The following is a 23,471-nucleotide window of genomic DNA, read 5'->3' as shown; positions in this document are numbered from 1 at the left end:
AAGGGAGGGAGCGCGCAGTATGCCCGAAATACCCCGCCGCGAGCCGGAATTCGCCGTCAAACGCGCGCAAAAGCCGCGTTTCAGCCACCTCCGAGGCACCTGTGAGGCACCCCGGGGCATCCCCGGCACCCGCGCGGGCCCGCAAGCGCGGCCCGCGCCGCACGCGATATCCGGCGCGCGCGGCGGCACGTCAGGCCGGCGCTTCCTCCAGCGTGACCAGTTGCGCGCCGTCCTGCACCTGGTCGCCCACCGCGTACAGCACCTCCTGCACCACGCCGTCGGTGGGCGCGGTCAGCGTGTGCTCCATCTTCATGGCCTCCATCACGATCAGCGGGTCGCCCTTGCCGATCACCGCGCCGGCCTTGACCATCACCGCGATGATGCGGCCCGGCATCGGCGCCACCAGCTTGCCGCCCTCGGCATCGGCGCCGGCCGCATGCGCCAGCGGGTCGATCACCTCCAGCCGGGTTTGCCGGTTGCCGCCGAATACGTAGATGGCATCGCCGTCGATATGGGTGCTGCCCTTGACCGTGCGTTCGCCCAGGTCGAGCGCATGGCTGCCGGCGGTGCTGGCCGCGCGGAACGGCACGGTCTGCCCGTGCACGCTCAGCCACTGCCGCGCGCCGTCGTCGCGCAGGCTGGCTTCGGTCTCGCCCTCGGCGGTGCGCAGGCGGAAGCGGCGCGTGGCCTCGCCGTTCAGGCGCCAGGCGCCGCCGTGCTGCCACGGCGAATGCGCATCGGCCGGGTCCACGCGGCGCGCGCGCGCCTGCGCATCCAGCAGCGCGGCCACCGCCAGCGCGATGGCGTCGATGCCTTCCGGCACGGCGGGCGGGAACAGCGCCGCGTGGTTGCGCTCGATCAGGCCGGTATCCAGGTCCGCGGCGGCGAACGCCTGCGAGGTCACCAGCCGCTGCAGGAAGGCGATATTGGTGGACAGGCCCACCACGTGATACTGCGCCAGCGCCTGCGCCATGCGCGCCAGCGCTTCCTCGCGGTCGCGGCCCCACACGATCAGCTTGGCGATCATGGGGTCGTAGTAGGGGCTGATGGTGTCGCCCTCGCGCACGCCGGAGTCGATGCGCACGCCGGCCGGGCCGCCGCGGTCGTGGCCGAGCTCGAACTGCGCCGCCGCCGGCGTGCGCAGGTAGCGCAGCGTGCCGGTGGACGGCAGGAAGCCCTTGTCCGGGTTCTCCGCATACACGCGCGCCTCCAGCGCGTGGCCGTGGATGCGCAACTGGTCCTGCTTCAGCGGCAGCGGCTCGCCCGAAGCCACGCGCAGTTGCCACTCCACCAGGTCCTGCCCGGTGATCATCTCGGTCACGGGATGCTCCACCTGCAGGCGGGTGTTCATCTCCATGAAGTAGAACGAGCCGTCCTGGTTGGCGATGAACTCGACGGTGCCGGCACCGACGTAACCCACCGCCTGCGCCGCCGCCACCGCCGCTTCGCCCATGGCGCGGCGGCGTGCTTCGCTCATGCCCGGCGCCGGGGCTTCTTCCAGCACCTTCTGGTGGCGCCGCTGCACCGAGCAGTCGCGCTCGAACAGGTAGAGGCAGTTGCCCTGCGTATCGGCGAACACCTGGATCTCGATATGGCGCGGGCGCGTCAGGTATTTCTCCACCAGCACCTTGTCGTCGCCGAAGCTGGCCGATGCCTCGCGCTTGACCGATGCCAGCGCCGCCTCGAACGCGTCGCCGGCCTCCACCACGCGCATGCCCTTGCCGCCGCCGCCGGCGCTGGCCTTGAGCAGCACCGGATAGCCGATGCGGTCCGCCTCGCGGCGCAGCAGCGCGGCGTCCTGGTCCTCGCCGTGGTAGCCCGGCACCAGCGGCACCGCGGCCTTCTCCATCAACTGCTTGGCCGCGCTCTTGCTGCCCATGGCGCGGATGCTCGCCGCCGGCGGCCCGATGAAGACCAGCCCGGCGGCCGCGCAGGCCTCGGCAAAGCCGTCGTTCTCGGACAAGAAGCCGTAGCCGGGGTGGATCGCCTGCGCGCCGGTGGCCTTGGCCACCTCGATGATGTGCTCGCCGCGCAGGTAGCTGTCGCGCGCGGCCGCGCCGCCGATGCGCACGGCCTCGTCGCACAGCGCCACGTGGCGCGCGCCGGCATCGGCGTCCGAGTAGACCGCCACCGTGCGGATGCCCAGGCGGCGGCAGGTGGCCGCCACGCGGCAGGCGATTTCGCCGCGGTTGGCGATCAGGATTTTGTTGAACATGCTGGTGGTCCTTTTGTCTTTTCCTTGCGTCCGGCGTGCCTCAGACCTTCCAGGCAGGCGCGCGCTTCTCCAGGAAGGACTTCACGCCCTCCCGTCCTTCCTCCGAAGCGCGGATCGCGGCAATGCGCTCCGCCGTCTGCGCCAGCAGGTCCTCGTCGATCGCCCGCCCGGCCACCTCCTGCACCAGCCGCTTGCTCTCGCGCACGGCGTTCGGGCTGTTGGCCGCCAGCGTCGCGGCCAGCTCGGCCACCTTGGCGTCCAGCGCGTCGGCGGCCACCACTTCGTGCACGAAGCCCAGCCGCAGCGCCTCGGCCGCGCCGAAGCGCTCGGCGGTGATGAAGTAGCGGCGCGCGGCCTGCTCGCCCATGGCGCGGATCACGTACGGGCTGATGGTGGCCGGCAGCAGCCCGAGGCGCGCCTCGGACAGGCAGAAGGTCACGCCTTCGGCCGCCACCGCGATGTCGCAAGCCGCCACCAGGCCCACGCCGCCGGCGTAGGCGTCGCCGTGGATGCGCGCGATCACCGGCTTGGGGCAGGCCCAGACGGTATGCAGCATCTGCGCCAGCGTGAGCGCGTCGGAGCGGTTCTCGTCGTGCGAGTAGCCGGCCATCTTTTTCATCCAGTTCAGGTCGGCGCCGGCGCAGAAGGCCGGGCCGTTGCCGGCCAGCACGACGGCGCGCACGGAGGGCTCGCTGCCCAGCGCGCGGAAGGCGCCGGTCAGCTCCGCGATCACGGTTTCATTGAAGGCGTTGCGCACGTCGGGGCGGTTCAGCGTGACGGTGGCCACGTGCTGGGCGGTGGTGACGGCGAGGGTGGTGAATTCCATTTCGGTGTCCTGTAGCGGTGCGTGGGCGTGGGGCGTGGACGTGGGCGGGGCGTTACATGCGGAACACGCCGAACTTCATCTCGCCGATCGGCGCGTTGAGGCTGGCCGACAGGCCCAGGCCCAGCACCGTGCGCGTCTGCGCGGGGTCGATCACGCCGTCGTCCCACAGCCGCGCGCTGGCGTAGTAGGGGTGGCCCTGGTGTTCGTACTGGTCGCGGATCGGCTGCTTGAACTTGTCTTCTTCCTCGGCGCTCCAGCTGCCGCCGCGCGCCTCGATGCCGTCGCGGCGCACCGTGGCCAGCACGCTGGCGGCCTGCTCGCCGCCCATCACCGAGATGCGCGCGTTCGGCCACATCCACAAGAAGCGCGGCGAATACGCGCGCCCGCACATGCCGTAGTTGCCCGCGCCGAACGAGCCGCCGATGATCACGGTGAACTTCGGCACCTGCGCCGTGGCCACTGCCGTCACCATCTTGGCGCCGTTGCGCGCGATGCCTTCGTTCTCGTACTTGCGGCCCACCATGAAGCCGGTGATGTTCTGCAGGAACACCAGCGGGATCTTGCGCTGGCAGCACAGCTCGATGAAGTGCGCGCCCTTGAGCGCCGACTCCGAGAACAGGATGCCGTTGTTGGCGATGATGCCTACCGGGTAGCCCCAGATCCGCGCGAAGCCGCACACCAGCGTGGTGCCGTAGCGCGCCTTGAACTCGTCGAAATCGGAGTCGTCCACGATGCGCGCGATGACTTCGCGCACGTCATAGGGCTTGCGCGTGTCGGTGGGGATCACGCCGTACAGCTCTTCCACCGGATAGCGCGGCGGCAGCGGCTCGTGCAGGCGGATCTGGTCCGGCTTGCGGCGGTTCAGGTGCTGCACGATATTGCGCGCGAGCGACAGCGCGTGCGCGTCGTTCTGCGCGAAGTAGTCCGCCACGCCGGACAGGCGCGTATGCACGTCCGCGCCGCCCAGGTCCTCGGCGCTGACTTCCTCGCCGGTGGCCGCCTTCACCAGCGGCGGGCCGCCCAGGAAGATGGTGCCCTGGTTCTTGACGATGATGGACTCGTCGCTCATGGCCGGCACATACGCGCCGCCCGCCGTGCACGAGCCCATCACCACCGCGATCTGCGGGATGCCCTGCTTGGACAGGTTGGCCTGGTTGTAGAAGATGCGGCCGAAGTGGTCGCGGTCGGGGAACACGTCGTCCTGGTTGGGCAGGTTGGCGCCGCCCGAGTCCACCAGGTAGATGCAGGGCAGGTTGTTCTGCTCGGCGATTTCCTGAGCGCGCAGGTGCTTGCGCACGGTCAGCGGGTAGTAGGTGCCGCCCTTGACGGTGGCATCGTTGCAGACGATCACGCATTCCTGCCCGGCAATGCTGCCGATGCCGGTGATGATGCCCGCGCCCGGCGCGGCATTGTCGTACATGTCGTAGGCCGCCAGTTGCGACAGCTCCAGGAACGGCGTGCCCGGGTCCAGCAGTTGCTGCACGCGCTCGCGCGGCAGCAGCTTGCCGCGCGACAGGTGCTTGGCGCGCGCTTCCTCGCCGCCGCCCTCGGCCAGCCTGGCGATGCGGGCCTTGAGGTCGTCGACCAGCGCCTGCATGGCGTCGGCATTGGCGCGGAACGATTCCGAGCGCGCATTGAGTTTGGTTTCGAGCGTGGGCATGGGTCTGGTATCTCGTATCTGGGATCGCGCTGGCTGGCGGTTTCGGCCGGGCGGCCTTATGCGGTTTCGGCGTACAGCTCGCGGCCGATCAGCATGCGGCGGATCTCCGAGGTGCCCGCGCCGATCTCGTACAGCTTGGCGTCGCGCCACAGCCGGCCCACCGGGTACTCGTTGATGTAGCCGTTGCCGCCCAGGATCTGCACCGATTCGCCGGCCATCCAGGTGGCCTTCTCGGCCGTGTACAGGATCACCGCCGCGCAGTCCTTGCGCACCTGGCGCACGTGGTCACGGCCCAGCGCGTCGAGGTTTTTGCCCACCGTGTACAGGTAGCTGCGCGCCGCCTGCAGCGTGGTGTACATGTCGGCCACCTTGCCCTGGATCAGCTGGAACTCGCCGATGCTCTGGCCGAACTGCTTGCGGTCGTGGATATAGGGCGTGACCACGTCCATGCACGCCTGCATGATGCCCACCGGTCCGCCGGACAGCACCGCGCGCTCGTAGTCCAGGCCGCTCATCAATACCTTGGCGCCGCCGTTCTCGGCGCCGAGGATGTTCTCCACCGGCACCTCCACGTCCTCGAACACCAGCTCGCCGGTGTGCGAGCCGCGCATGCCGAGCTTGTCCAGCTTCTGCGCCACCGAGAAGCCCTTCATGCCCTTCTCGACGATGAACGCGGTCATGCCGCGCGCACCCAGGTCTGGCTCGGTCTTGGCGTAGACCACCAGCACGTCGCAGTCCGGGCCGTTGGTGATCCACATCTTGGTGCCGTTGAGCACGTAGCGGTCGCCCTTGAAGTCGGCGCGCAGCTTCATGCTCACCACGTCGGAGCCGGCGTTGGGCTCGCTCATGGCCAGCGCGCCGATCCATTCTCCCGACACCAGCCTGGGCAGGTACCTGGCCTTCTGCGCGGCGCTGCCGTTGCGGTGGATCTGGTTCACGCACAGGTTGGAGTGCGCGCCGTAGGACAGGCCCACCGAGGCGGAGGCGCGGCTGATTTCCTCCATCGCCACCATGTGGGCGAGGTAGCCCATGTTGGCGCCGCCGTATTCCTCGGCCACGGTGATGCCCAGCACGCCGAGGTCGCCCATCTTCTTCCAGGCGTCCATCGGGAACTGGTCGGTGCGGTCGATCTCGGCGGCGCGCGGGGCCAGCTCGGCCTGCGCCCAGTTGCGCACGCTCTCGCGCAGCATGTCGATGTCTTCGCCGAGGTGGAAGTTCAGGCCGGGGAGTTCGTTCATGTCAATGCTCGTCGTCTGGTGGAAGGGGGCCGCCGGAGGCGGGCGGCCTTGCGTCGAATGGAAAGAGGAAAAAAGGGGAAGAAAACGGGCGGGAAATCAGGCGGTCTTGTTCACGGCCAGCCCGAGTTCCTGCGTCATGCGCTCGCGCATCACGAATTTCTGCACCTTGCCGGTGATCGTCATCGGCATCTCGGCAACGAAGCGGATATAGCGCGGGATCTTGTAGTGCGCGATCTGGTCGCGGCAGAACGCGCGGATGTCGTCTTCCGTGGCGGTCTCGCCCGGCTTGAGCACGATCCACGCGCAGACTTCCTCGCCGTACTTCGGGTCCGGCACGCCGAACACCTGCACCGCCTGCACCTTGGGATGGCGGAACAGGAATTCCTCGATCTCGCGCGGATAGACGTTCTCGCCGCCGCGGATCAGCATGTCCTTCACGCGGCCGACGATATTGCAATAGCCTTCCTCGTCGATGGTGGCGAGGTCGCCGGTATGCATCCAGCCGTCGCGGATCGCCTCGCGCGTGCGCGGCTCGTCGTCCCAGTAGCCCTGCATCACCGAGTAGCCGCGCGTGCACAGCTCGCCCGTCTCGCCCACCGGCACGATGTCGCCGCCGCCGTCCACGATCTTCACTTCCAGGTGCGGCTGCACGCGGCCTACCGTGGTCACGCGCTTTTCCAGCGGGTCCGTGGTGGCGCTCTGGAACGACACCGGGCTGGTTTCCGTCATGCCGTAGGCAATCGTCACCTCCGCCATGTGCATCTGCGCGATCACGCGCTTCATGGTCTCGATGGGGCAGGGCGAGCCCGCCATGATGCCGGTGCGCAGCGTGGAGAAATCGTACTTGGCAAAGTCGGGATGGTCGAGCTGCGCGATGAACATGGTCGGCACGCCGTGCAGCGCGGTGCAGCGTTCCTCGCTCACCGCGGCCATGGTCGCCACCGGGTCGAAGGCCTCGCCCGGGAACACCATGCAGGCGCCGGTGGACACGCAGGCCAGCACCGCCAGCACCATGCCGAAGCAGTGATAGAACGGCACCGGGATGCACAGCTTGTCCTGCTCGGAAAAGCGCATCGCCATCGCGATGAAGCGCGCGTTGTTGACGATGTTCCGGTGCGTCAGCGTGGCGCCCTTGGGCGCGCCCGTGGTGCCGCTGGTGAACTGGATGTTGATGGGGTCGTAGCGGTCGAGCTGCGCGCTGATCGCGTCGAGCTCGTTCTTGATGGCGTGCGTGCCGTGCGCCAGCAGCGCATCGTAGTTGAGCATGCCGGGCGTGCGCTCGCCGCCCATGCGGATCACCCAGCGCAGCGCCGGCAGGCGCGCGGCCTGCAGGTGGCCCGGCTCGCTGGTGGCCAGTTCCGGCGCCAGCGTCTGCAGCATCTCCAGGTAGCGCGAGGTCTTGAACGACTCCGCCGCCACGATGGCCTTGCAGCCCACCTTGTTGAGCGCGTATTCCAGCTCCGACAGGCGGTAGGCCGGGTTGATGTTGACCAGCACCAGCCCCAGGCGCGCGGTGGCGAACTGCGTCACCAGCCACTCCACCCGGTTCGGCGACCAGATGCCGATGCGGTCCCCGCGCGCCAGCCCCAGCAGGCGCAGGCCGCCCGCCATGGCATCCACTACCTGCGAGAACTCCAGCCAGGTCCAGCGCACGCCCTGCTCGCGGAACACCACGGCCTCCCGGCCGGGGTGGCGCGCCACCGTCTCGGCAAGCAGCGCCGGCACCGTCAGCTCGGACAAGGGGATGTCGGTCTCGCCCCGTACATGGGAAAGCCCCGCCATGGGCAAAGTCGATGGGCCGGCCGCACCCGTCATCGTCATACTCGTCTCCAAAGCGCTGTCGCGATATCGTCTGAACCCCGTTTTCTGAGTCTTGCTCAATTTTATTGAGGGTGGCTCAAGTCTTGGGGTGCGCATATTTTATGGCTGCACCGCCCGAGATTCATGCTGCCGGGCCGGCGCGCTGAGTGCAAAAGTACACGCTGCCCCTGAAAAATGCAACCTTGACTTGAGTAAAGATCAATTACAATGCCATGACACCCGCCGCGGCCCGCGCGGGCGGCCCGGCAGGGGCCCGCTCTTGTTGCGCCGCACTATAATCAGCGCCTTCCGGCAAGCGAGGTAACAAGTCGATGGACGACATCACGGTGCGGCGCCGCGTCCCCGCAAGCGCCAAGGCGGAACAACGCATCCGCGACATCCTGCGCGTGAGCCGCGAAGTCTTCGCCGAGCTGGGCTACGAGCGCGCCACCACCACCGAGATCGCGCAGCGCCTGGGCATCTCCGAAGCCACCGTCTTCACCTATTTCCACGGCAAGCGCGAGCTTTGCGCGCGCGTGATCGAGGACTGGTACGACGAAATCATCGGCGTGGTGGAAGAAGGCCTGCCGCGCGACCAGAGCACCAAGGTGCAGCTCGAGTTCTATGTGCGCACCCACCTGCGGCTGTTCCTGATCCAGGGCACCGGCCTGTGCGCGCTGGTGCTCTCCGAAGGCCGCGCCAAGGGACCGGGCCTGGGCGAGGTGTTCGTGCCGCTGCAGCGCCGCTACACCGCGCCGCTGATGGACCTGCTGGCGCGCGCCCGCGAGAACGGCGAGATCCGCGCCGACCTGCCGCTGAGCCTGCTGCGCTCGGCCATCCTCGGGCCGATGGAACACATCCTGTGGGACGCCATCGCCCGCCAGCGCGAAGTGGATATCGAGCGCACCGCGCGCGACATCGTCGCGCTGCTGTGGCCGGCGCTGCTGCCGCCGGACCTGGAGATGGCGGCGCTGCGGGAGTTCTACGGGGAAGTGGGGGCGGCCCTGCGGCGGGCCGGCGGCGCCCGGGGCCAGGCCTAGCCACCACGCCCGGCCGGGCCCTTCCTGCCCCTTCCTGCCCCCGCGCCGGCCCGGTCCATGCCCCGCCGCGCCGGCAGGGCTGTATGGATATCCAGTGCCGCGGCGACTTGTGAAAGCCCGCAACAAGCCAGCAACAAGAGCGGGGCGGAATGCGCCTGGGCCTTCCCACGCAGACACCTGCATGAGAGCATGCAGGCTTTGCTGTCCATACTGCCCTGGCGGGAACCTTGCCAGGGCCTGATCGCCATGCTGCAATGCGGGCTCCGGCGGAAGCCGGCCGGGAATGAAACCAGAAAGAACACCGAGGGAACGCGGCGGCCCGCAGGGCCGGGATATTCGAGCGGGATGAACAGGCAAGACCTGTCGCGGCACCGGGCCACACCGGGCGCCGCGCCCATAAAAACGATCGGTGCCAGCATCTTTTTGCGGGGAATCACTGTGATAAGACACGGACTCGGCGGACTGCTCCTTGCGCTGAGCTGCCTGGGCAATGCCCTGGCCGGCGGTCCGGACTGCGCGCGGCCGTTCACGCTCGCGCTGCACGATCACGGCCTGCTCTATTCGCTCGACACCGACACCGGCATCGACAAGGACTTCGCCGACGAGATGACCCGCCGCAGCGGCTGCCAGATCCGCGTCAGCCTCATGTCGCGCGCCCGCATCTGGAAACTGATCGAGTCCGGCGCGCTCGATTTCAGCCTGTCCGGCATCGCCAACGCCGAGCGCAACCAGTACGCCGCCTTCGCCTGGTACTTCAGCAATAAGTACTATCTGCTGGTGCGCAAGGACGCCGGCATCCGGAAGCTGGCCGACTTCGCCCACAACGACCGCTTCCAGCTCGGCGTCATCCGCAGTTTCCGCTACAGCGAGTCCGCCAACCGGCTGGTGGATAAGCTCGCCGCCGCCAACCGCGTGAGCCAGGCCGGCGGTCTCGAGCCGCTTTACGAGGCGCTGGCGCGCCAGCGCATCCAGGGCATGATCATCGAGCCGTTCGACTATCCGGCGCTCGATGCCAAGCACATCCGCGACGTGACGACGGTGGTCGAATTCAACGACCCGCCCGTGCCGCATGGCCTGATCATGTCGAAGAAGGCGCTGCCGCCCGCCGAGCAGGAAAAATGGCGCGCGCTGGTCGACGACATGCGCGCCGACGGCACCGTGCGCCGGATCTTCGAGAAGTATTTCAAATCCGACCTGGTCGATGCCATGGTCGAATTCAAGTCGCCGTCGTGAAGGCAGCGCGTCTTATCCTGCTGCCCGTGCTGATCCTGGCCGCCGGGCTCGGCGTGACGTGGGCGGTCTGGGACCACGAACGGCAGGCCTCCCGCCACGAAGTGCGCATCCAGTTCAACTTCGCGCTCGACGACGCCGTCAGCCGCATCGAGCAGCGCATGGCCACCTACGAGCAGATGCTGCGCGGCGTGCACGGCATGTTCGCCGTGAACGGCACGCTGGACCGCGACCAGTTCCGCGATTACCTCAGGGCGATCAATCTCGACGCCAACCTGTCCGGCGTGCAGGCGGTCGGCGTGGTCAAGTGGGTGCCGGCCGCCGACAAGGCCGCCCACGTTGCCGCGCTGCGCGGCGTCGGCGTGGCCGGCTACCGCATCCAGCCCGGCGGCCAGCGCGAGGCCTATGCCCCCATCGTCCAGCGCGAACCCCCGGTCGAGGGAGAGCCGCCCGTGCTCGGCTTCGACACCTGGTCCAACCCGGAGCGCAGGCTCGCCCTGCAGAAGTCGCGCGACTCGGGCCTGGCGATCGTGTCCGGCAAGGTCCAGCTGGCGGTGGACAGGCGGGGCGACGAGGAGCCCGGCTTCGTCATGTACCTGCCGGTGTACGGCCGGGGCCAGCCGCAGGAGACCGCCGCGCAGCGGCGCGCCAGCCTGGTCGGCTGGGTCTACGCCTCGTTCCGCATGCGGGAGGTGATCGCCAGCCTCTACGGCGAGCAGCCGCCCGGGCTCACCCTGGCGCTCTATGACGGCGTGGAGCCCGCCGCCACCGCGTTGCTCTATCGGTCGCCCGAGGCCACCGGACCGGGCCCGGACGACGTCATGTCGGCCAACGAATACCTGGTGGTGGGCGGGCACGACTGGATGCTCTCCATGACCGCCCACAAGGCCTTCGAAGACCGCTTCGGGCGCAACTCGCAGGCGGTCATCGCCTGGACCGGCACCGGCCTGAGCCTGCTGCTCGCGCTGCTGGCCTGGGCCATGGCGAGCGGGCGCAGCCGCGCCATGCGGCTGGCCTCCCTGATGACCCGCGAGCTGCGCGAGAGCGAACAGAAATTCCGCGCGCTGGCCGACTCCACCGTCAACCTGGAAGTCTGGTGGGGACGGGGCGGCAGGCCGCGCTGGATCAATCCGTCCGTCAAGGAGTACACCGGCTACACCGTGGAGGAATGCATGGCGATGCGCGACCTCGCCGGCACGCTGATCCATCCCGAAGACATGCCGCGCGTGGCGCCCGAACTGCTCAAGGGCCAGCACGGCCTGCGCGGCAACAACCTGGAATTCCGCTGCCTGCGCAAGGACGGCTCGGTGCTCTGGCTATCCGTTTCCTGGGGTCCCATCCACGATGCCCGCGGCGTGTTCACCGGCTTTCGCATCAGCGGGCGCGACATCACCGAGCGCAAGCAGCTCGACGCCGAGCGCAAGATCGCCGAAGACAAGATCCGCGAACTCGCCTTCTTCGATGCGCTCACGCGCCTGCCCAACCGCACCCTGCTGGCCGACCGCCTCAAGCAGGCCATCGCGGTCAGCGCGCAAAGCGGCGCCTCCGGCGCGCTGCTGTTCATCGACCTCGACAACTTCAAGACCCTCAACGACACGCTGGGCCACGACAAAGGCGACCTGCTGCTGCAGCAGGTGGCGCAGCGCCTGTCCGCCAGCGTGCGCGAAGGCGACACGGTGGCGCGCGTGGGCGGCGACGAATTCGTCGTGGTGCTCGGCAACCTCAGCGACAACCGCCAGATCGCGGCCAGCGAGACCGAAGCCATCGGCGAGAAAATACGCACCGTCCTCGGCACGACCTACCATCTCGACGGCGTCGAATACCGCAGCACCGCCAGCATCGGCGTGACCGTGTTCAACGGGCACCATGCCTCCATCGACGAACTGCTCAAGCAGGCCGACCTCGCCATGTACAAATCGAAAGAACGCGGGCGCAATGCCATGCGCTTCTTCGACCCGGCCATGCAAACCGTGGTGGTGGCGCGCGCCGCGCTCGAAGCCGGCCTGCGCCGCGCCGTCGACGAAGACAAGCTCCTGCTCCACTACCAGGCGCAGGTCGCGGCCGGCAACTACATCACCGGCGCGGAAGCCCTGGTGCGCTGGCAGCATCCCGAGCGCGGCATCATCTTCCCCACCGAATTCATTCCGCTGGCCGAAGAAGCCGGGCTGATCCACGCGCTCGGCGAAAAGGTCCTGCGCGCCGCCTGCCAGCAACTGGCGCACTGGTCAGGCCAGCACGACATGGCCCACCTCACCATCGCCGTCAACGTCAGCGTCCACCAGTTCCGCGAGGCCGACTTCGTCGAGCGGGTGCTGGCCATCATCGGCGAGACCGGCGCCAACCCGTGCCGGCTCAAGCTGGAACTGACCGAAAGCGTGCTGGTGGACAACGTGGAGGACATCGCCGAAAAAATGCAGGCGCTCAAGGACTCGGGCGTGGTGTTCTCGCTCGACGATTTCGGCATCGGCTACTCGTCGCTCTCCTACCTCAAGCGCCTGCCGCTGGACGAACTGAAGATCGACCGCTCCTTCGTGCGCGACATCCTCGTCGACCCCAATGATGCCGTCATCGCCAAGACCATCGTCGCCCTCGGCAAGAGCCTTGCCCTGGAAGTGATAGCCGAAGGGGTGGAAACCGAAGCCCAGCGCGACTTCCTCGCCGGCGCGGGGTGCCACGCCTATCAGGGCTACTTCTTCTGCCACCCGCTGCCGGTGGAAGGCTTCGAAGCCTTCGTGCGCCGGTTTGCCCTGCGGCATCGCGTGGCGGAGTTGTCGCAGCAGGGGCAGGACTGAGCGGCAACGCGCGCGCGCCGGCGCGCATCGGTCATCCCCGGCGCCTGCCCCTTTCCATTGCGCGACGCATCGCCTTCAATGTAGCAATCGAAGGGAGGGCAGCGCCGCGCAAGGCGGCCCGTCGCGCGAACTACCTCGGCGCCGAACAGGCCCCGCCCGAGCCCGCCCGGCAGCCGGCATCGCAAACCACCGCCCCCGAACTGTCCAGGCTCGCGCCGCCGCCCACCGCCGTGGAGCACAGCACATTGCCCTTCATGTCCAGCGCGCAGCGGCCCACGCCGCAGCGCGCGTCGCCGTCCCGGTCAAGCGCAATCCCGCCGCCATCCTTGGCGCAGCGGACCTCTCCCGAGCGCGTCATCATGCAAGCCGAATTGGCCGAGCAGGTGACCGTGCCCCGGTAATCCGGCGCGCAGTTGGCGGCCAGGGCCGCCTGCGCGGCGGCGGCGAATGCCAGGCCGAGTAATAGCTTCTTGGTTAGCGCGACTGCCATTTTTTGTGATTTCCCGTTGATTTTCTTGGTCTTTTTTATCGGGCCTGGTTCGGCCCGGGGGCATTGTACTGGTGCCACGAAGCGGAAATCGCCCGCCTGGGGGTTTCTCCCGAGCGATCCCCACTAAAGGGGTATGTCGGTTGCTGGGCTGGCGACCGTTAGCCGAGACATACTTTGACTCAGAAGCCGGAGCCGGTCGCGGAGCTCGGCGGTGGTGCTTCCCCTCGGGTAATGGGTTTGGCTGATGCCCGCAGGGGCGGGCTGAGCCTCAGTCATGAATTTTCAAAAGCCAGTAGCGTCGTGCCGGCGTGATTCCGTCGAAGGTATGCTTCGTTCGTCGCTGCAGCAGCGCCCGGTTTGACAGCCCGGACCAAAAGGGCGGACGCCGCCGCCAGGCGGCATTTTCGGAACCGTCCAAAGGAGGCACTGACATGCCCCCGTTTCTTGTTCGCCTGTTCCGGGCAACCAGCGTTTTCCAATCTTTTCAGCGTCAGCCTGCGCGTGAGCGCTCCGCACCCGGCATGGTCCGGGAACAGGCACGTCCGGGCGGGACGGGTAGGGCGTCAATGGGCCCGTACCGCGTTCGTGATTGACTGCGCGCACTCGAGCACCATCGGCGCCAGCCTGCCGATCACATCGTCGCGCGTCCAGCGGCTCGACGGCGCAACCACGTGCACCGCGGCGATCGCCCGGCCGCTGTTGTTGAGGACAGGTGCACCCACGTTCAGGTGGCCGAGGTAGTACTCCTCGAAATTGGTCGAATAGCCGCGGGCGCGCGCCTCGAGCACGCTCGCCGTGATAGCGTCGATATCCAGCAACGTATGGGGCGTCAGCGGCGTGAGATCGGACTCCGCGAGCAAGGCGCGGATCTCGTCCTCGGGCAGCCCTGACAGGTAGGCCCGCCCGGCCGCCGTGCAGTACATCGGCATGCGGCTGCCGATGGCCATATGCGCCACGATGTGCTTACGGCTCGTAAACGAGGCCACGTAGGTCATGGTGGTGCCGCACGGCTCGGTGAGCGACACCGTCTCGTCGCAGTTGCTGTTGAACGCCGACAGGAAGGGATTCGCGCTGTCGATCAGCGCGTTGGCCTCAAGGTAATTGCAGCCGATCTCCATCACCTTGTTGGCCAGTTCGTAGCGGCGCGTGTGCGGATCCTTGGTAACGTAGCCCAGCGTTTCGAGTGTGAAGACGATGCGCTGCGCGGAACTGCGTGTGATACCCACGGTATCGGCGATCTGGCTCAGGCTCATGCGCCGGTTGCGCGAACCGAAGGCGGCGAGAATCGCCAGCCCCTTTTCCACCGACTGATTGAACATCGGTGCATTCCTGCTTTCGTCGTCCATGCCTGTTCCTTCTCTTGATGTGGCCATAATCGTTACAATTTAATCGATATACGATTATCAATGCACGTTTACCGATCTATAAGTTCGTCATAGACTTATCTCACTCAGTAATCGGTTTTACTTTATCGCATACCGATTATTTTGTGCAGCATTTTTGTGCGGCCGCATTAAATCTGTGCACGCTTTGCACCAGATGCGAGGCCACTCGCATAGCTGGCAACCCCTACACATCGAGGAAGGGACCCAAGATGAAAGTTGGAGTGGAAGTCGGAGGGACGTTCACGGACCTGGTCGCGCTCGGCAATGGCCAGGTACGGGTGATCAAGGTGCCGAGCACGCCGGCGTCGCCGGATATCGGCGTGCTGGATGCGCTGCGCGCGGCCGGCATCGATTTCTCGGCAATCGAGGATTTCGCACATGGCTCTACCGTGGCCACCAATGCGGTATTGGAACGCAAAGGGGGGAAAGTGGCTTTCGTGGCTACGGCAGGATTTCGCGACATCCTTTTTCTGCAACGGCATGACCGCAAGCAAATCTATGATCTGTTCTATAAGAAGCCCGAGCCGCCGGTAAAGCGGCGCGACTGCTTCGAGGCGCGCGAACGCATCCTGGCCGGTGGCGAGATCGAGGTGGAGCTCGACGAAGTCGCGTTCCGCGCCGAGGTGCTGCCGAGGCTGGAGGAGGGCAGCTACGACTCGGTAGCCATCTGCTTGCTCAACGCCTATTGCAACCCCGAGCACGAGTTGCGCCTCGCCGCACTGATCCGGGCCGCCTTGCCAGGCATCGTGGTGACCTGTTCGCACCTCGTGGCAAGGGAATTCCGCGAATACGAGCGCGCCAGCACGGCGGCGCTGTCGGCCTTCGTGCAGCCGGTCATCGCCGGCTACCTCGGTCGCCTGACCGAAGCGCTGGGCCGCGAAGGCTTTCGCGGACGATTCTCGGTGATGCAGTCCAACGGAGGGCGCTTGCCCGCCGACGCCATGCGCGAAAGCGCCATTACCGCATTGTTCTCCGGTCCGGCGGCCGGAGTGGTCGGTGCGGTGCGCCAGGTCATCCGCTCCGGCTATCCGGACATCATCACGTTCGACATGGGCGGCACCAGCTCAGACGTTTGCCTGGTCCAGAACGGCAAGCCCGCTATCGCCGCCGAGACCGAGATCGACGGCCTGCCGGTGCGCACGCCGGTACTCGACATCGTGAGCGTTGGGGCGGGCGGAGGCAGCCTGATCTGGCTCGACGACGGCGGCATGCTGCGCGTGGGTCCAGAAAGCGCGGGCGCCCAGCCGGGCCCGGCCTGCTACGGCCGCGGTGGCAAGCTACCTACCATTACCGATGCCCATGTAGTGCTCGGCACGGTGCGGCCGCAAGCCTTCCTGGGCGGGCAGATGTCGATCGACGTGAGGGCCGCCCACCACGCCTTCGACGAACTGGCAGCGCATTTCAAGTTGCCGGTGGAAACGGTGGCTTATAACGCCGTGCGCCTGGCCAATGCCAATATCGTGCGCGCTATCCAACTGGTATCGACCCAGCGCGGACGCGACCCGCGCGATTACGTGTTAGTGCCGTTTGGCGGGGCGGGTCCGATGCAGGCGGCCCAGATCGCCGAGGAACTCGGCATCGACACCGTGGTGGCGCCGCCCAACCCCGGCGTGACCTCGGCTCACGGTCTGCTGGCTTCCGACTTCATCAAGTATGAGACTCTGACCAACCGAGCCCAGGTTGACGAGGCAACTTGCGATGATCTGCGCGCCCGCTTCAAGACCATGCGGGCCGATCTGGAGGGCCAATTCCGCCAGATGAACTTCAGTGCGCCGCTGGATTTCTCGTACACGTTGGAGATGCGCTATGTGGGCCAGGCCTTCGAGGTGCCGCTCGAACTCGACGAGGCCACGCTGGCAGCGCTCGACCGCAAGGCGCTGGAAGCTGCGTTCATCGACGCGCACCACCGCATCTATTTCCATAGTGACAAGAGCGGCCGCCCGATCGAGGTGGTAGCACTGCGTGCCGGCGCCACGCTGCCCACGGCTCACGTGTCGGCCATTTCCACGGAAGGCGCGAGCCTGACGGCTGCGCCCGGCGAGCTGGCGCTGTACGACGGTTCCGGCTGGGCGCCATGCCGCCGCGAAACCGTGGCCGCGCTGGCCGCCAACGGCACCGCGCTGTCGGGCCCTGCCGTGCTCGAGGACTACACCACCACGGTGCTGGTGCCGGCCGGCTGGTCCGCCAGCGTCGATGCGCAATCCAACCTGATCCTCGCCAAGGAGGCATGAAGCATGCCGGTTAATCCGTTCGACAACGCCATCATCAGTCAGAGCATCCTGGCCGCGGCCAGGGAAATGGGCATCAAGCTGATCCGCTCGGCGTACTCCACCATCCTGCGCGAGGCCAGCGACGGTTCTGCTGCCATCGCCAACCTGCGCGGCGATATCGTCGCCCAGGCTGAGTTGATCCCCATCCAGCTCGGCCCCATCGGCATCACGCTCAAGCGGTGCCTGGAGCGGTATCCGGTCGAGTCCATCGGACCCGACGACTTCATGATCACCAACGACCCGTACTCGGGCGGCCAGCATCTTCCCGATGTCTATATCTTCTGCCCTATCTTCTACCACGAGAAGCTGATTGGCTTCTCGGCCAGCGTGGCGCACCAGATCGATTTCGGCGGTGGCGCGCCGGGGCTCGATACCGGCGCCAGCGACATTTACCAGGAAGGGCTGCGCCTGCCGCCCACGCGCTGGTCGAAGTCGCGGGACTGGAACGGTGGCCCGCTTGAACAACTGGTACGCGCCAACATCCGCGTGCCCGACCTGACCATTGGCGACATGAACGCAATGTTCGCCGCCAACGCCATTGCCGCGGCACGCCTGGTGCAGCTGTGCGACAAGTACGGCGAGCCCACGGTCACCGACGTGATGGCGGAAATGGTCGATTACTCTGAGCGCCGCTTCCGCGCGGCCATTGCCTTGCTGCCGGACGGCGTCTACCGCGGCGAAGATGTGATCGATGACGACGGCATTACTGACGAGCCCCTGACGATCAAGGTGAAGGTGACCGTGCTCGGCGAGGGCATCGACATCGACTTCGAGGGAAGCAGCCCGCAAGTGCGACGCAACCTGAACTCGCCGTTCTCGTGCACGGTCTCGGCCGCGGTGACCTGCGTCAAGTCGGTGCTGACCTCGCCGGACATTCCGTTCAACGACGGCATCTTGCGCGCCGTGCGCATCACGGCGCCGTACGGCTCCATCCTCAATCCGGCACCGCCATCGCCCGTGCGCGCGCGGCTTGAAGCCAACTATCGTATCTACAACGCCATCATGCGCGCGCTGGCGCCGGTGGTGCCGGGTAAGGTCATCGCCACCGGTTTCGATACGCTGACGGCGGCCTGCTTCTCGCTGCAGCGCGACGAAGGCTATAGCGTCTATCTGGAGATCTTCGGTGGCGGCTACGGGGCGTCGGACCGCAACGACGGCTGCGATGCGGTGGACTCGCCATTGTCGAACTGCGCCAACACGCCGGTGGAAGCGCTCGACATGGAGTACGACTTCTTCCGCCTGGAGAGCTACGCACTGGAAGCCGATTCGTTCGGCAAAGGCCGCTACCGCGGCGGCTCCGGCTTCAGCCGCGAGTACACGGCACTGAAGGACAACGTGGAATTCGCGATCTACGCTGACCGCCATCGCTACGCACCGCAAGGACTGTTCGGCGGTGAACCCGGCAAGCTCGGCTACTGCGAGTTGACCCGCAACGGCGTGACTGAACGCCTGCCTTCCAAGTCGATGGTCACGCTGAACCGGGGGGATCGGATCAAGGTGTACATGGGCGGCGGCGGCGGCTACGGGGCGGCCGCCGAGCGCGATTCGGCACTGTTGCGTGCCGATATCGACGATGGCATGGTCAGCGCCGCGGACTGATGGCGAACCGGGTTCTCACAAGGGAAACAATCATGAAGATTCGACTGGATGGGATGGCTGGTGGCGTTGTGCGTAATGTGGCGAGGCTTTCGCTGGTGGCGCTTGCGGCGTGCTGCGTGGCGGGGGGCGCCCACGCCCAGATCTCCGATGGCGTGGTCAAGATCGGCCTGCTCACGGATATGAGCGGCGCGTTCTCGCAGTTCTCCGGGCAAGGCTCGGTGGTGGCCGCGCAGATGGCCATCGACGATTGCCAGGCCAGGGAGTGCAAGGGCATGAAGATCGAGTTGCTCACGGCGGACCACCAGAACAAGACCGACATCGCGCTGGCCAAGGCGCGCGAGTGGGCCGACGTCAACCACGTGGACGCGTTCGCCGACATGGTCAACTCGGCGGTTGCGCTGGCCATGCAGAACCTGGCCGTGCAGAAGGGCAAGGCCGCGCTGTTCGCGGGCGGTCCGCTCCGGATCAGCAACGAGGACTGCCAGCCCGAGTACGCGGTGCAGTGGATGTGGGACACATATTCCCAGACCGCGGCCGCCATCAAGGGCCTGGCGAAACCGAAGCAGAGCTGGTATTTCGTTACCGTGGACTACGCCTACGGCAATGCGGCCGTTGCCGAGGCGCGCAAGCAACTCGATGCCATCGGCGCCCGCACGGTGGGGGAATCGAAGCATCCGCTCAACAGCAGCGACATGTCCTCGCAGATCATCGCCGCGCAGCAGTCCAACGCCGACGTGGTGGCCTTCGCCAATTCGGGTGCCGACTCGGCCAACGCCATCAAGACGGCGCAGGAATTCCAGCTGGGCGCCAAGCAGATCCAGGCAGCGTTCTTCCCCACGATATACGAGATCAAGGGCATCGGCCTGGCGCAGGCCAAGGGGCTGCGTTTCCCCGAGAGCTTCTACTGGGATATCGATGACGGCACGCGCCGCTTCAGCAAGCGCTTCATGGACATCTACAAGAAGGGGCCGCCGTCTCTCACGCACGCCGGCGTCTACTCGTCGGTATATCACTACCTGAAGGCAGTATCGGCCAGCCATTCGGACGACGCGCGCACGGTCATCAAAAAGATGCACGAGCTGCCCATCCAGGACGATGTGGTGCGCAATCCGAAGCTGCGCCCCGACGGCCGCATGGTGCACGACTACTACTACTTCCACGTGAAGACGCCGCAGGAGTCGAAGGGCCCATGGGATCTCTACACGCTGGAGAAGACGCTGCCGGGCGACCAGGTCTTTCTGCCGATAAGCGAAAGCCAGTGCCGGGTGTTCAAGACGGCCGCGCGCTGATGCGCTGAGCCGTTTCCAGTCAAGTCGGTGGATGCATCGCCGAGCCATGCGGGTAATGCCGCGGCTCGGCGGGTCCCCGTTCGTTCTGAAAAAACCATCCTCCCGGAGCAAGGCATGCGCGGTAACGACGACAGATTCATCCTCCGGACTCGAGCGCTGACGAAATCCTTCAAGGGTTTCACCGCCGTCAGCGGCGTCAATCTGCAGGTTCGCCGTGGTTCCATCCATGCGCTGATTGGCCCCAACGGCGCGGGCAAGACCACCTGCTTCAACCTGCTGACGAAATTCCTGGAGCCGACCAATGGCACCATCCACTTCAACGGCATCGACATCACGCGCGAGCGTCCGGCGCAGATCGCGCGGCGTGGCGTGATCCGTTCGTTCCAGATATCCGCCGTGTTTCCGCACCTAACCGTGATGGAGAACGTGCGCATCGGCTTGCAGCGCCAACTCGGCACCGCGTTCCAGTTCTGGCGCAGCGAGCGTTCGCTGCACGTGCTCAACGATCGCGCGATGGAATTGCTCGAACAGGTAGGGCTGACCGGATTCGCCGATATGGTGGCCGTGAACCTGCCCTATGGCCGCAAGCGCGCGCTGGAGATCGCCACCACGCTGGCGATGGAGCCTGAGTTGATGCTGCTCGACGAACCCACGCAGGGCATGGGCCACGAAGACGTGGACCTGGTCACGCAGCTGATCAAGAGGGTGGCGGCCGGCCGCACCATCCTGATGGTCGAGCACAACATGAACGTGGTGTCGTCGATCGCCGACCGCATCACGGTGCTGCAGCGCGGCGCGATCCTTGCCGAAGGCGCCTATGCCGAGGTGTCGAAGGACCCGTGCGTGATGGAGGCCTACATGGGCACGGTCGACGCCGAGATGCAGGGCGCGCACTGAATCCGGAGACACGAGAGATGATGCAGCAAAACACACCCGGCACGCCGGCACTGGAGATCAGCAGGCTGCACGCCTGGTACGGCGAATCGCACGTGCTGCATGGCGTGGACCTAACCGTGAACCACGGCGAGGTGGTCACCCTGCTGGGGCGCAACGGCGCGGGCCGCACTACCACGCTGCGCGCGATCATGGGCCTGACCGGCGCGCGCAAGGGGTCGATCAAGGTCAACGGGAAGGAAACGATCGGACTGCCGACCTACAAGATCGCGCATTTCGGGATTGGCTATTGCCCCGAGGAACGCGGCATTTTTTCCAGCCTGTCGTGCGAGGAGAACCTGTTGTTGCCGCCGGTGCTGAAGGGCGCGGACGCGTCCAAAGCCATGAGCGCGGAAGAGATCTACGAGATGTTTCCGAACCTGTCGGAGCGCCGCCGGAGCCAGGGTACGCGGCTGTCGGGCGGCGAGCAGCAGATGCTGGCGGTGGGGCGCATCCTGCGCACCGGCGCGAACCTGCTGCTGCTCGACGAGATTTCGGAAGGGCTGGCACCGGTGATCGTGCAGGCGCTGGGACGCATGATCCTGATGCTCAAGGAAAAGGGATACACGGTGGTGATGGTGGAGCAGAACTTCCGCTTCGCCGCGCCGTTGGCCGACCGTTTCTACGTGATGGAGCACGGCACCATCGTCGAACGGTTCGGCGCCGGCGAGCTACAGGCCAAGATGCCGGTGCTCAACGACCTGCTTGGCGTCTGAACGGGTTGCAACCAGGAAAATACGCATGACTATCGGCTTCAACCTAGGTATCCCCTTACCCGCGCTGCTGTCGCAGTTGTTGCTCGGCCTCGTCAACGGATCGTTCTACGCCATGCTGAGCCTGGGGCTGGCCGTGATCTTCGGCCTGCTCAACGTGATCAACTTCGCCCACGGCGCGCTTTTCATGCTCGGCGCCGTGCTGGCGTGGATGGGCATGGAGTATGTCGGGCTCGGCTACTGGCCGATGCTGCTGCTCTCGCCGCTGGTGGTGGCAGCGCTGGGCATCGTGATCGAAAAGACCCTGCTACGCCGGATCTACCGGCTCGATCACCTCTACGGCCTGCTGCTCACGCTCGGCATCACCATGGTGATCGAGGGCATCTTCCGCTCGGTCTACGGTGTCTCCGGCCTGCCGTATGCGACGCCGGAAGCGCTGTCCGGCGCTACGAGCGTGGGATTCATGATGCTGCCCAACTACCGCGCCTGGGTGGTGGTTACCTCGCTCGCGGTGTGCCTCGCCACCTGGTACCTGCTCGAGCGGACGCGGCTGGGCGCCTATCTGCGCGCAGGCACGGAGAACCCGCGCATGGTGGAGGCCTTCGGCGTCAACGTGCCATTGATGGTGACGCTTACCTACGGCTTCGGCGTGGCATTGGCCGCGTTCGCCGGCGTACTGGCCGCGCCGGTCATCCAGATCTCGCCACTTATGGGGCAGAACCTGATCGTCGTCGTGTTCGCCGTGGTGGTGATCGGCGGCATGGGCTCCATCTTCGGCGCCATCGTCACAGGCCTCGCACTCGGCGTGATCGAGGGGCTGACCAAACTGATCTACCCCGAAGCGTCGTCAACCGTGGTCTTCGTGATCATGGCCATCGCGCTGCTGGTCCGGCCGGCAGGGCTGTTCGGTAAAGAGAAGTAGGAATTCGACATGACTCTCATCGCCAGAAACGCTGTTCCCTCCGCTGTGATGCCCCTTGTTGTACTAACCGGCTTGCTTGTGGCTCCGTGGGTCGGCGTCTACCCGCTATTCGTACTCAAAGTGCTGTGTTTTGCGCTGTTCGCCTGCGCGTTCAACCTGCTGATCGGCTATGTCGGCCTGCTGTCGTTTGGCCATGCGGCGTTGTTCGGTGGCGCTGGCTACGTGGCCGGGCACGCGATGACGGCGTGGGGCGTAACGCCCGAGGCCGCCTTGCTGCTCGGCGCTGCCACGGGCGCGCTGCTCGGGGCCGGTATGGGCGCGCTGGCTATCCGGCGCCAAGGAATCTACTTCGCCATGGTCACGCTCGCGCTGGCGCAGATGCTTTACTTCGTCTTCCTGCAGGCGCCGTTCACGCGCGGCGAGGATGGCCTGCAGGCTGTGCCGCGCGGCAGGCTGCTCGGGTTGCTGCCGCTCGACAGCGACCTCACGCTGTATTACGTGGTGCTGACCATCGTGGCGGCGGCGTTCCTGCTGGTCGGCCGCATCGTCAGTTCGCCGTTCGGCGCCGTCCTGGCTGCGATCAAGGAGAACGAGCCGCGCGCGATCTCGCTCGGCTATGACGTCGACCGCTTCAAGCTGATCGCTTTCACGCTGTCGGCGTCCCTGTCCGGCCTCGCTGGCGCGCTCAAGACGCTGGTGCTCGGCTTCGAGACGCTGACCGACGTGCACTGGTCGATGTCGGGCACTGTGATCCTGATGACGCTGCTGGGCGGCCTGGGCACGCGCTGGGGCCCGGTGCTAGGCGCGTTGGTGCTGGTGTCGCTGGAAAACCGCCTCGGCGAGATCGGTGACGGGATGGCCACGCTCACAGGTGTCCACTGGTTCCGCACGCTGGGCGAGTCGGTCACCGTGGTGAGCGGCGTGATATTCGTGCTGACGGTATTGTTCCTGCGCAACGGACTGGCCGGTGCGCTGATGTCGCTCGGCGGGCGGATGCACTCGACAGGACTGCCCAGGCCGATCGGAAAGGCGGCGGCGCAAACGCCGCGTGGAGGTGGGGCATGACAGC

Annotated in this window: 17 protein-coding genes; 10 read left to right on the top strand and 7 right to left on the bottom strand. The window is 66.6% G+C overall.

The window, feature by feature from the left end; translation table 11 throughout:
* Positions 1-190: 190 nt before the first annotated feature.
* From ACKI2N_RS30800 to ACKI2N_RS30780, 5 genes are all read right to left on the bottom strand, one after another.
* The gene (locus tag ACKI2N_RS30800) at positions 191-2,215 is read right to left on the bottom strand and encodes an acetyl-CoA carboxylase biotin carboxylase subunit (protein WP_420992241.1); all 2,025 of its coding nucleotides are present in this window, start codon (positions 2,213-2,215) and stop codon (positions 191-193) included.
* A gap of 40 nt (positions 2,216-2,255) precedes the next feature.
* Positions 2,256-3,041, bottom strand: coding sequence for an enoyl-CoA hydratase/isomerase family protein (locus ACKI2N_RS30795; protein WP_420992242.1), 786 nt, complete (start codon positions 3,039-3,041; stop codon positions 2,256-2,258).
* 52 nt (positions 3,042-3,093) lie between these two features.
* On the bottom strand, positions 3,094-4,701 hold the full coding sequence (locus tag ACKI2N_RS30790) for a carboxyl transferase domain-containing protein (RefSeq protein WP_420992243.1): 1,608 nt from the start codon (positions 4,699-4,701) through the stop codon (positions 3,094-3,096).
* 56 nt (positions 4,702-4,757) lie between these two features.
* Complete coding sequence (locus tag ACKI2N_RS30785; protein ID WP_420992244.1) at positions 4,758-5,939, bottom strand: isovaleryl-CoA dehydrogenase; 1,182 nt, start codon at positions 5,937-5,939, stop codon at positions 4,758-4,760.
* A 96-nt stretch (positions 5,940-6,035) separates the two neighbouring features.
* Positions 6,036-7,760 (bottom strand): AMP-binding protein, encoded by a 1,725-nt coding sequence (locus ACKI2N_RS30780; protein ID WP_420992245.1) that lies wholly within the window; start codon positions 7,758-7,760, stop codon positions 6,036-6,038.
* Positions 7,761-8,071: 311 nt separating this feature from the next.
* Between ACKI2N_RS30780 and ACKI2N_RS30775 the strand changes: the two genes are divergently transcribed.
* From ACKI2N_RS30775 to ACKI2N_RS30765, 3 genes are all read left to right on the top strand, one after another.
* On the top strand, positions 8,072-8,779 hold the full coding sequence (locus ACKI2N_RS30775) for a TetR/AcrR family transcriptional regulator (protein ID WP_420992246.1): 708 nt from the start codon (positions 8,072-8,074) through the stop codon (positions 8,777-8,779).
* A gap of 438 nt (positions 8,780-9,217) precedes the next feature.
* On the top strand, positions 9,218-10,012 hold the full coding sequence (locus ACKI2N_RS30770; RefSeq protein ID WP_420992247.1) for a substrate-binding periplasmic protein: 795 nt from the start codon (positions 9,218-9,220) through the stop codon (positions 10,010-10,012).
* Positions 10,009-12,801 carry a bifunctional diguanylate cyclase/phosphodiesterase gene (locus ACKI2N_RS30765; RefSeq protein ID WP_420992248.1) on the top strand — a complete coding sequence of 931 codons (2,793 nt, stop codon included), beginning with the start codon at positions 10,009-10,011 and terminating at the stop codon, positions 12,799-12,801. The genes ACKI2N_RS30770 and ACKI2N_RS30765 overlap by 4 nt, the downstream gene beginning before the upstream one ends.
* A gap of 130 nt (positions 12,802-12,931) precedes the next feature.
* On the opposite strand, the gene ACKI2N_RS30760 is transcribed toward ACKI2N_RS30765, so the two are convergent.
* Positions 12,932-13,291, bottom strand: a complete 360-nt coding sequence (locus ACKI2N_RS30760) for a hypothetical protein (RefSeq protein ID WP_420992249.1) — start codon at positions 13,289-13,291, stop codon at positions 12,932-12,934.
* Positions 13,292-13,854: 563 nt separating this feature from the next.
* Entirely contained in the window at positions 13,855-14,637 is a 783-nt protein-coding gene (locus ACKI2N_RS30755) for an IclR family transcriptional regulator (RefSeq protein ID WP_420992250.1), read from the bottom strand.
* A 248-nt stretch (positions 14,638-14,885) separates the two neighbouring features.
* On the opposite strand from ACKI2N_RS30755, the gene ACKI2N_RS30750 reads away from it, so the two are divergent.
* From ACKI2N_RS30750 to ACKI2N_RS30720, 7 genes are all read left to right on the top strand, one after another.
* Positions 14,886-16,907: a hydantoinase/oxoprolinase family protein gene (locus ACKI2N_RS30750; protein WP_420992251.1), complete on the top strand. Its 2,022-nt coding sequence runs from the start codon at positions 14,886-14,888 to the stop codon at positions 16,905-16,907.
* A gap of 3 nt (positions 16,908-16,910) precedes the next feature.
* Positions 16,911-18,545, top strand: coding sequence for a hydantoinase B/oxoprolinase family protein (locus ACKI2N_RS30745; protein WP_420992252.1), 1,635 nt, complete (start codon positions 16,911-16,913; stop codon positions 18,543-18,545).
* Between the two features lie 32 nt (positions 18,546-18,577).
* Positions 18,578-19,834, top strand: coding sequence for an ABC transporter substrate-binding protein (locus tag ACKI2N_RS30740; RefSeq protein WP_420992253.1), 1,257 nt, complete (start codon positions 18,578-18,580; stop codon positions 19,832-19,834).
* A 114-nt stretch (positions 19,835-19,948) separates the two neighbouring features.
* On the top strand, positions 19,949-20,731 hold the full coding sequence (locus ACKI2N_RS30735) for an ABC transporter ATP-binding protein (protein ID WP_420992254.1): 783 nt from the start codon (positions 19,949-19,951) through the stop codon (positions 20,729-20,731).
* Positions 20,732-20,748: 17 nt separating this feature from the next.
* Positions 20,749-21,483, top strand: a complete 735-nt coding sequence (locus ACKI2N_RS30730) for an ABC transporter ATP-binding protein (RefSeq protein WP_420992255.1) — start codon at positions 20,749-20,751, stop codon at positions 21,481-21,483.
* Between the two features lie 25 nt (positions 21,484-21,508).
* Complete coding sequence (locus ACKI2N_RS30725; RefSeq protein WP_420992256.1) at positions 21,509-22,402, top strand: branched-chain amino acid ABC transporter permease; 894 nt, start codon at positions 21,509-21,511, stop codon at positions 22,400-22,402.
* Between the two features lie 9 nt (positions 22,403-22,411).
* Positions 22,412-23,467: a branched-chain amino acid ABC transporter permease gene (locus tag ACKI2N_RS30720; protein ID WP_420992257.1), complete on the top strand. Its 1,056-nt coding sequence runs from the start codon at positions 22,412-22,414 to the stop codon at positions 23,465-23,467.
* Positions 23,468-23,471 lie beyond the last annotated feature (4 nt).

Source organism: Cupriavidus sp. 30B13 (assembly GCF_049059565.2).
GTDB lineage: Bacteria > Pseudomonadota > Gammaproteobacteria > Burkholderiales > Burkholderiaceae > Cupriavidus.
The sequence above is the reverse complement of the archived record's forward strand: the minus strand, read 5'-3'. Positions and strand labels throughout refer to the sequence as shown.

Excerpts from the sequence above, each read along its gene's own strand:
- ACKI2N_RS30800 (WP_420992241.1), bottom strand. The coding sequence starts at position 2,215 with ATGTTCAACAAAATCCTGATCGCCAACCGCGGCGAAATCGCCTGCCGC.
- ACKI2N_RS30795 (WP_420992242.1), bottom strand. The coding sequence starts at position 3,041 with ATGGAATTCACCACCCTCGCCGTCACCACCGCCCAGCACGTGGCCACC.
- ACKI2N_RS30790 (WP_420992243.1), bottom strand. The coding sequence starts at position 4,701 with ATGCCCACGCTCGAAACCAAACTCAATGCGCGCTCGGAATCGTTCCGC.
- ACKI2N_RS30785 (WP_420992244.1), bottom strand. The coding sequence starts at position 5,939 with ATGAACGAACTCCCCGGCCTGAACTTCCACCTCGGCGAAGACATCGAC.
- ACKI2N_RS30780 (WP_420992245.1), bottom strand. The coding sequence starts at position 7,760 with ATGACGATGACGGGTGCGGCCGGCCCATCGACTTTGCCCATGGCGGGG.
- ACKI2N_RS30775 (WP_420992246.1), top strand. The coding sequence starts at position 8,072 with ATGGACGACATCACGGTGCGGCGCCGCGTCCCCGCAAGCGCCAAGGCG.
- ACKI2N_RS30760 (WP_420992249.1), bottom strand. The coding sequence starts at position 13,291 with ATGGCAGTCGCGCTAACCAAGAAGCTATTACTCGGCCTGGCATTCGCC.
- ACKI2N_RS30755 (WP_420992250.1), bottom strand. The coding sequence starts at position 14,637 with ATGGACGACGAAAGCAGGAATGCACCGATGTTCAATCAGTCGGTGGAA.
- ACKI2N_RS30750 (WP_420992251.1), top strand. The coding sequence starts at position 14,886 with ATGAAAGTTGGAGTGGAAGTCGGAGGGACGTTCACGGACCTGGTCGCG.
- ACKI2N_RS30745 (WP_420992252.1), top strand. The coding sequence starts at position 16,911 with ATGCCGGTTAATCCGTTCGACAACGCCATCATCAGTCAGAGCATCCTG.
- ACKI2N_RS30740 (WP_420992253.1), top strand. The coding sequence starts at position 18,578 with ATGAAGATTCGACTGGATGGGATGGCTGGTGGCGTTGTGCGTAATGTG.
- ACKI2N_RS30735 (WP_420992254.1), top strand. The coding sequence starts at position 19,949 with ATGCGCGGTAACGACGACAGATTCATCCTCCGGACTCGAGCGCTGACG.
- ACKI2N_RS30730 (WP_420992255.1), top strand. The coding sequence starts at position 20,749 with ATGATGCAGCAAAACACACCCGGCACGCCGGCACTGGAGATCAGCAGG.
- ACKI2N_RS30725 (WP_420992256.1), top strand. The coding sequence starts at position 21,509 with ATGACTATCGGCTTCAACCTAGGTATCCCCTTACCCGCGCTGCTGTCG.
- ACKI2N_RS30720 (WP_420992257.1), top strand. The coding sequence starts at position 22,412 with ATGACTCTCATCGCCAGAAACGCTGTTCCCTCCGCTGTGATGCCCCTT.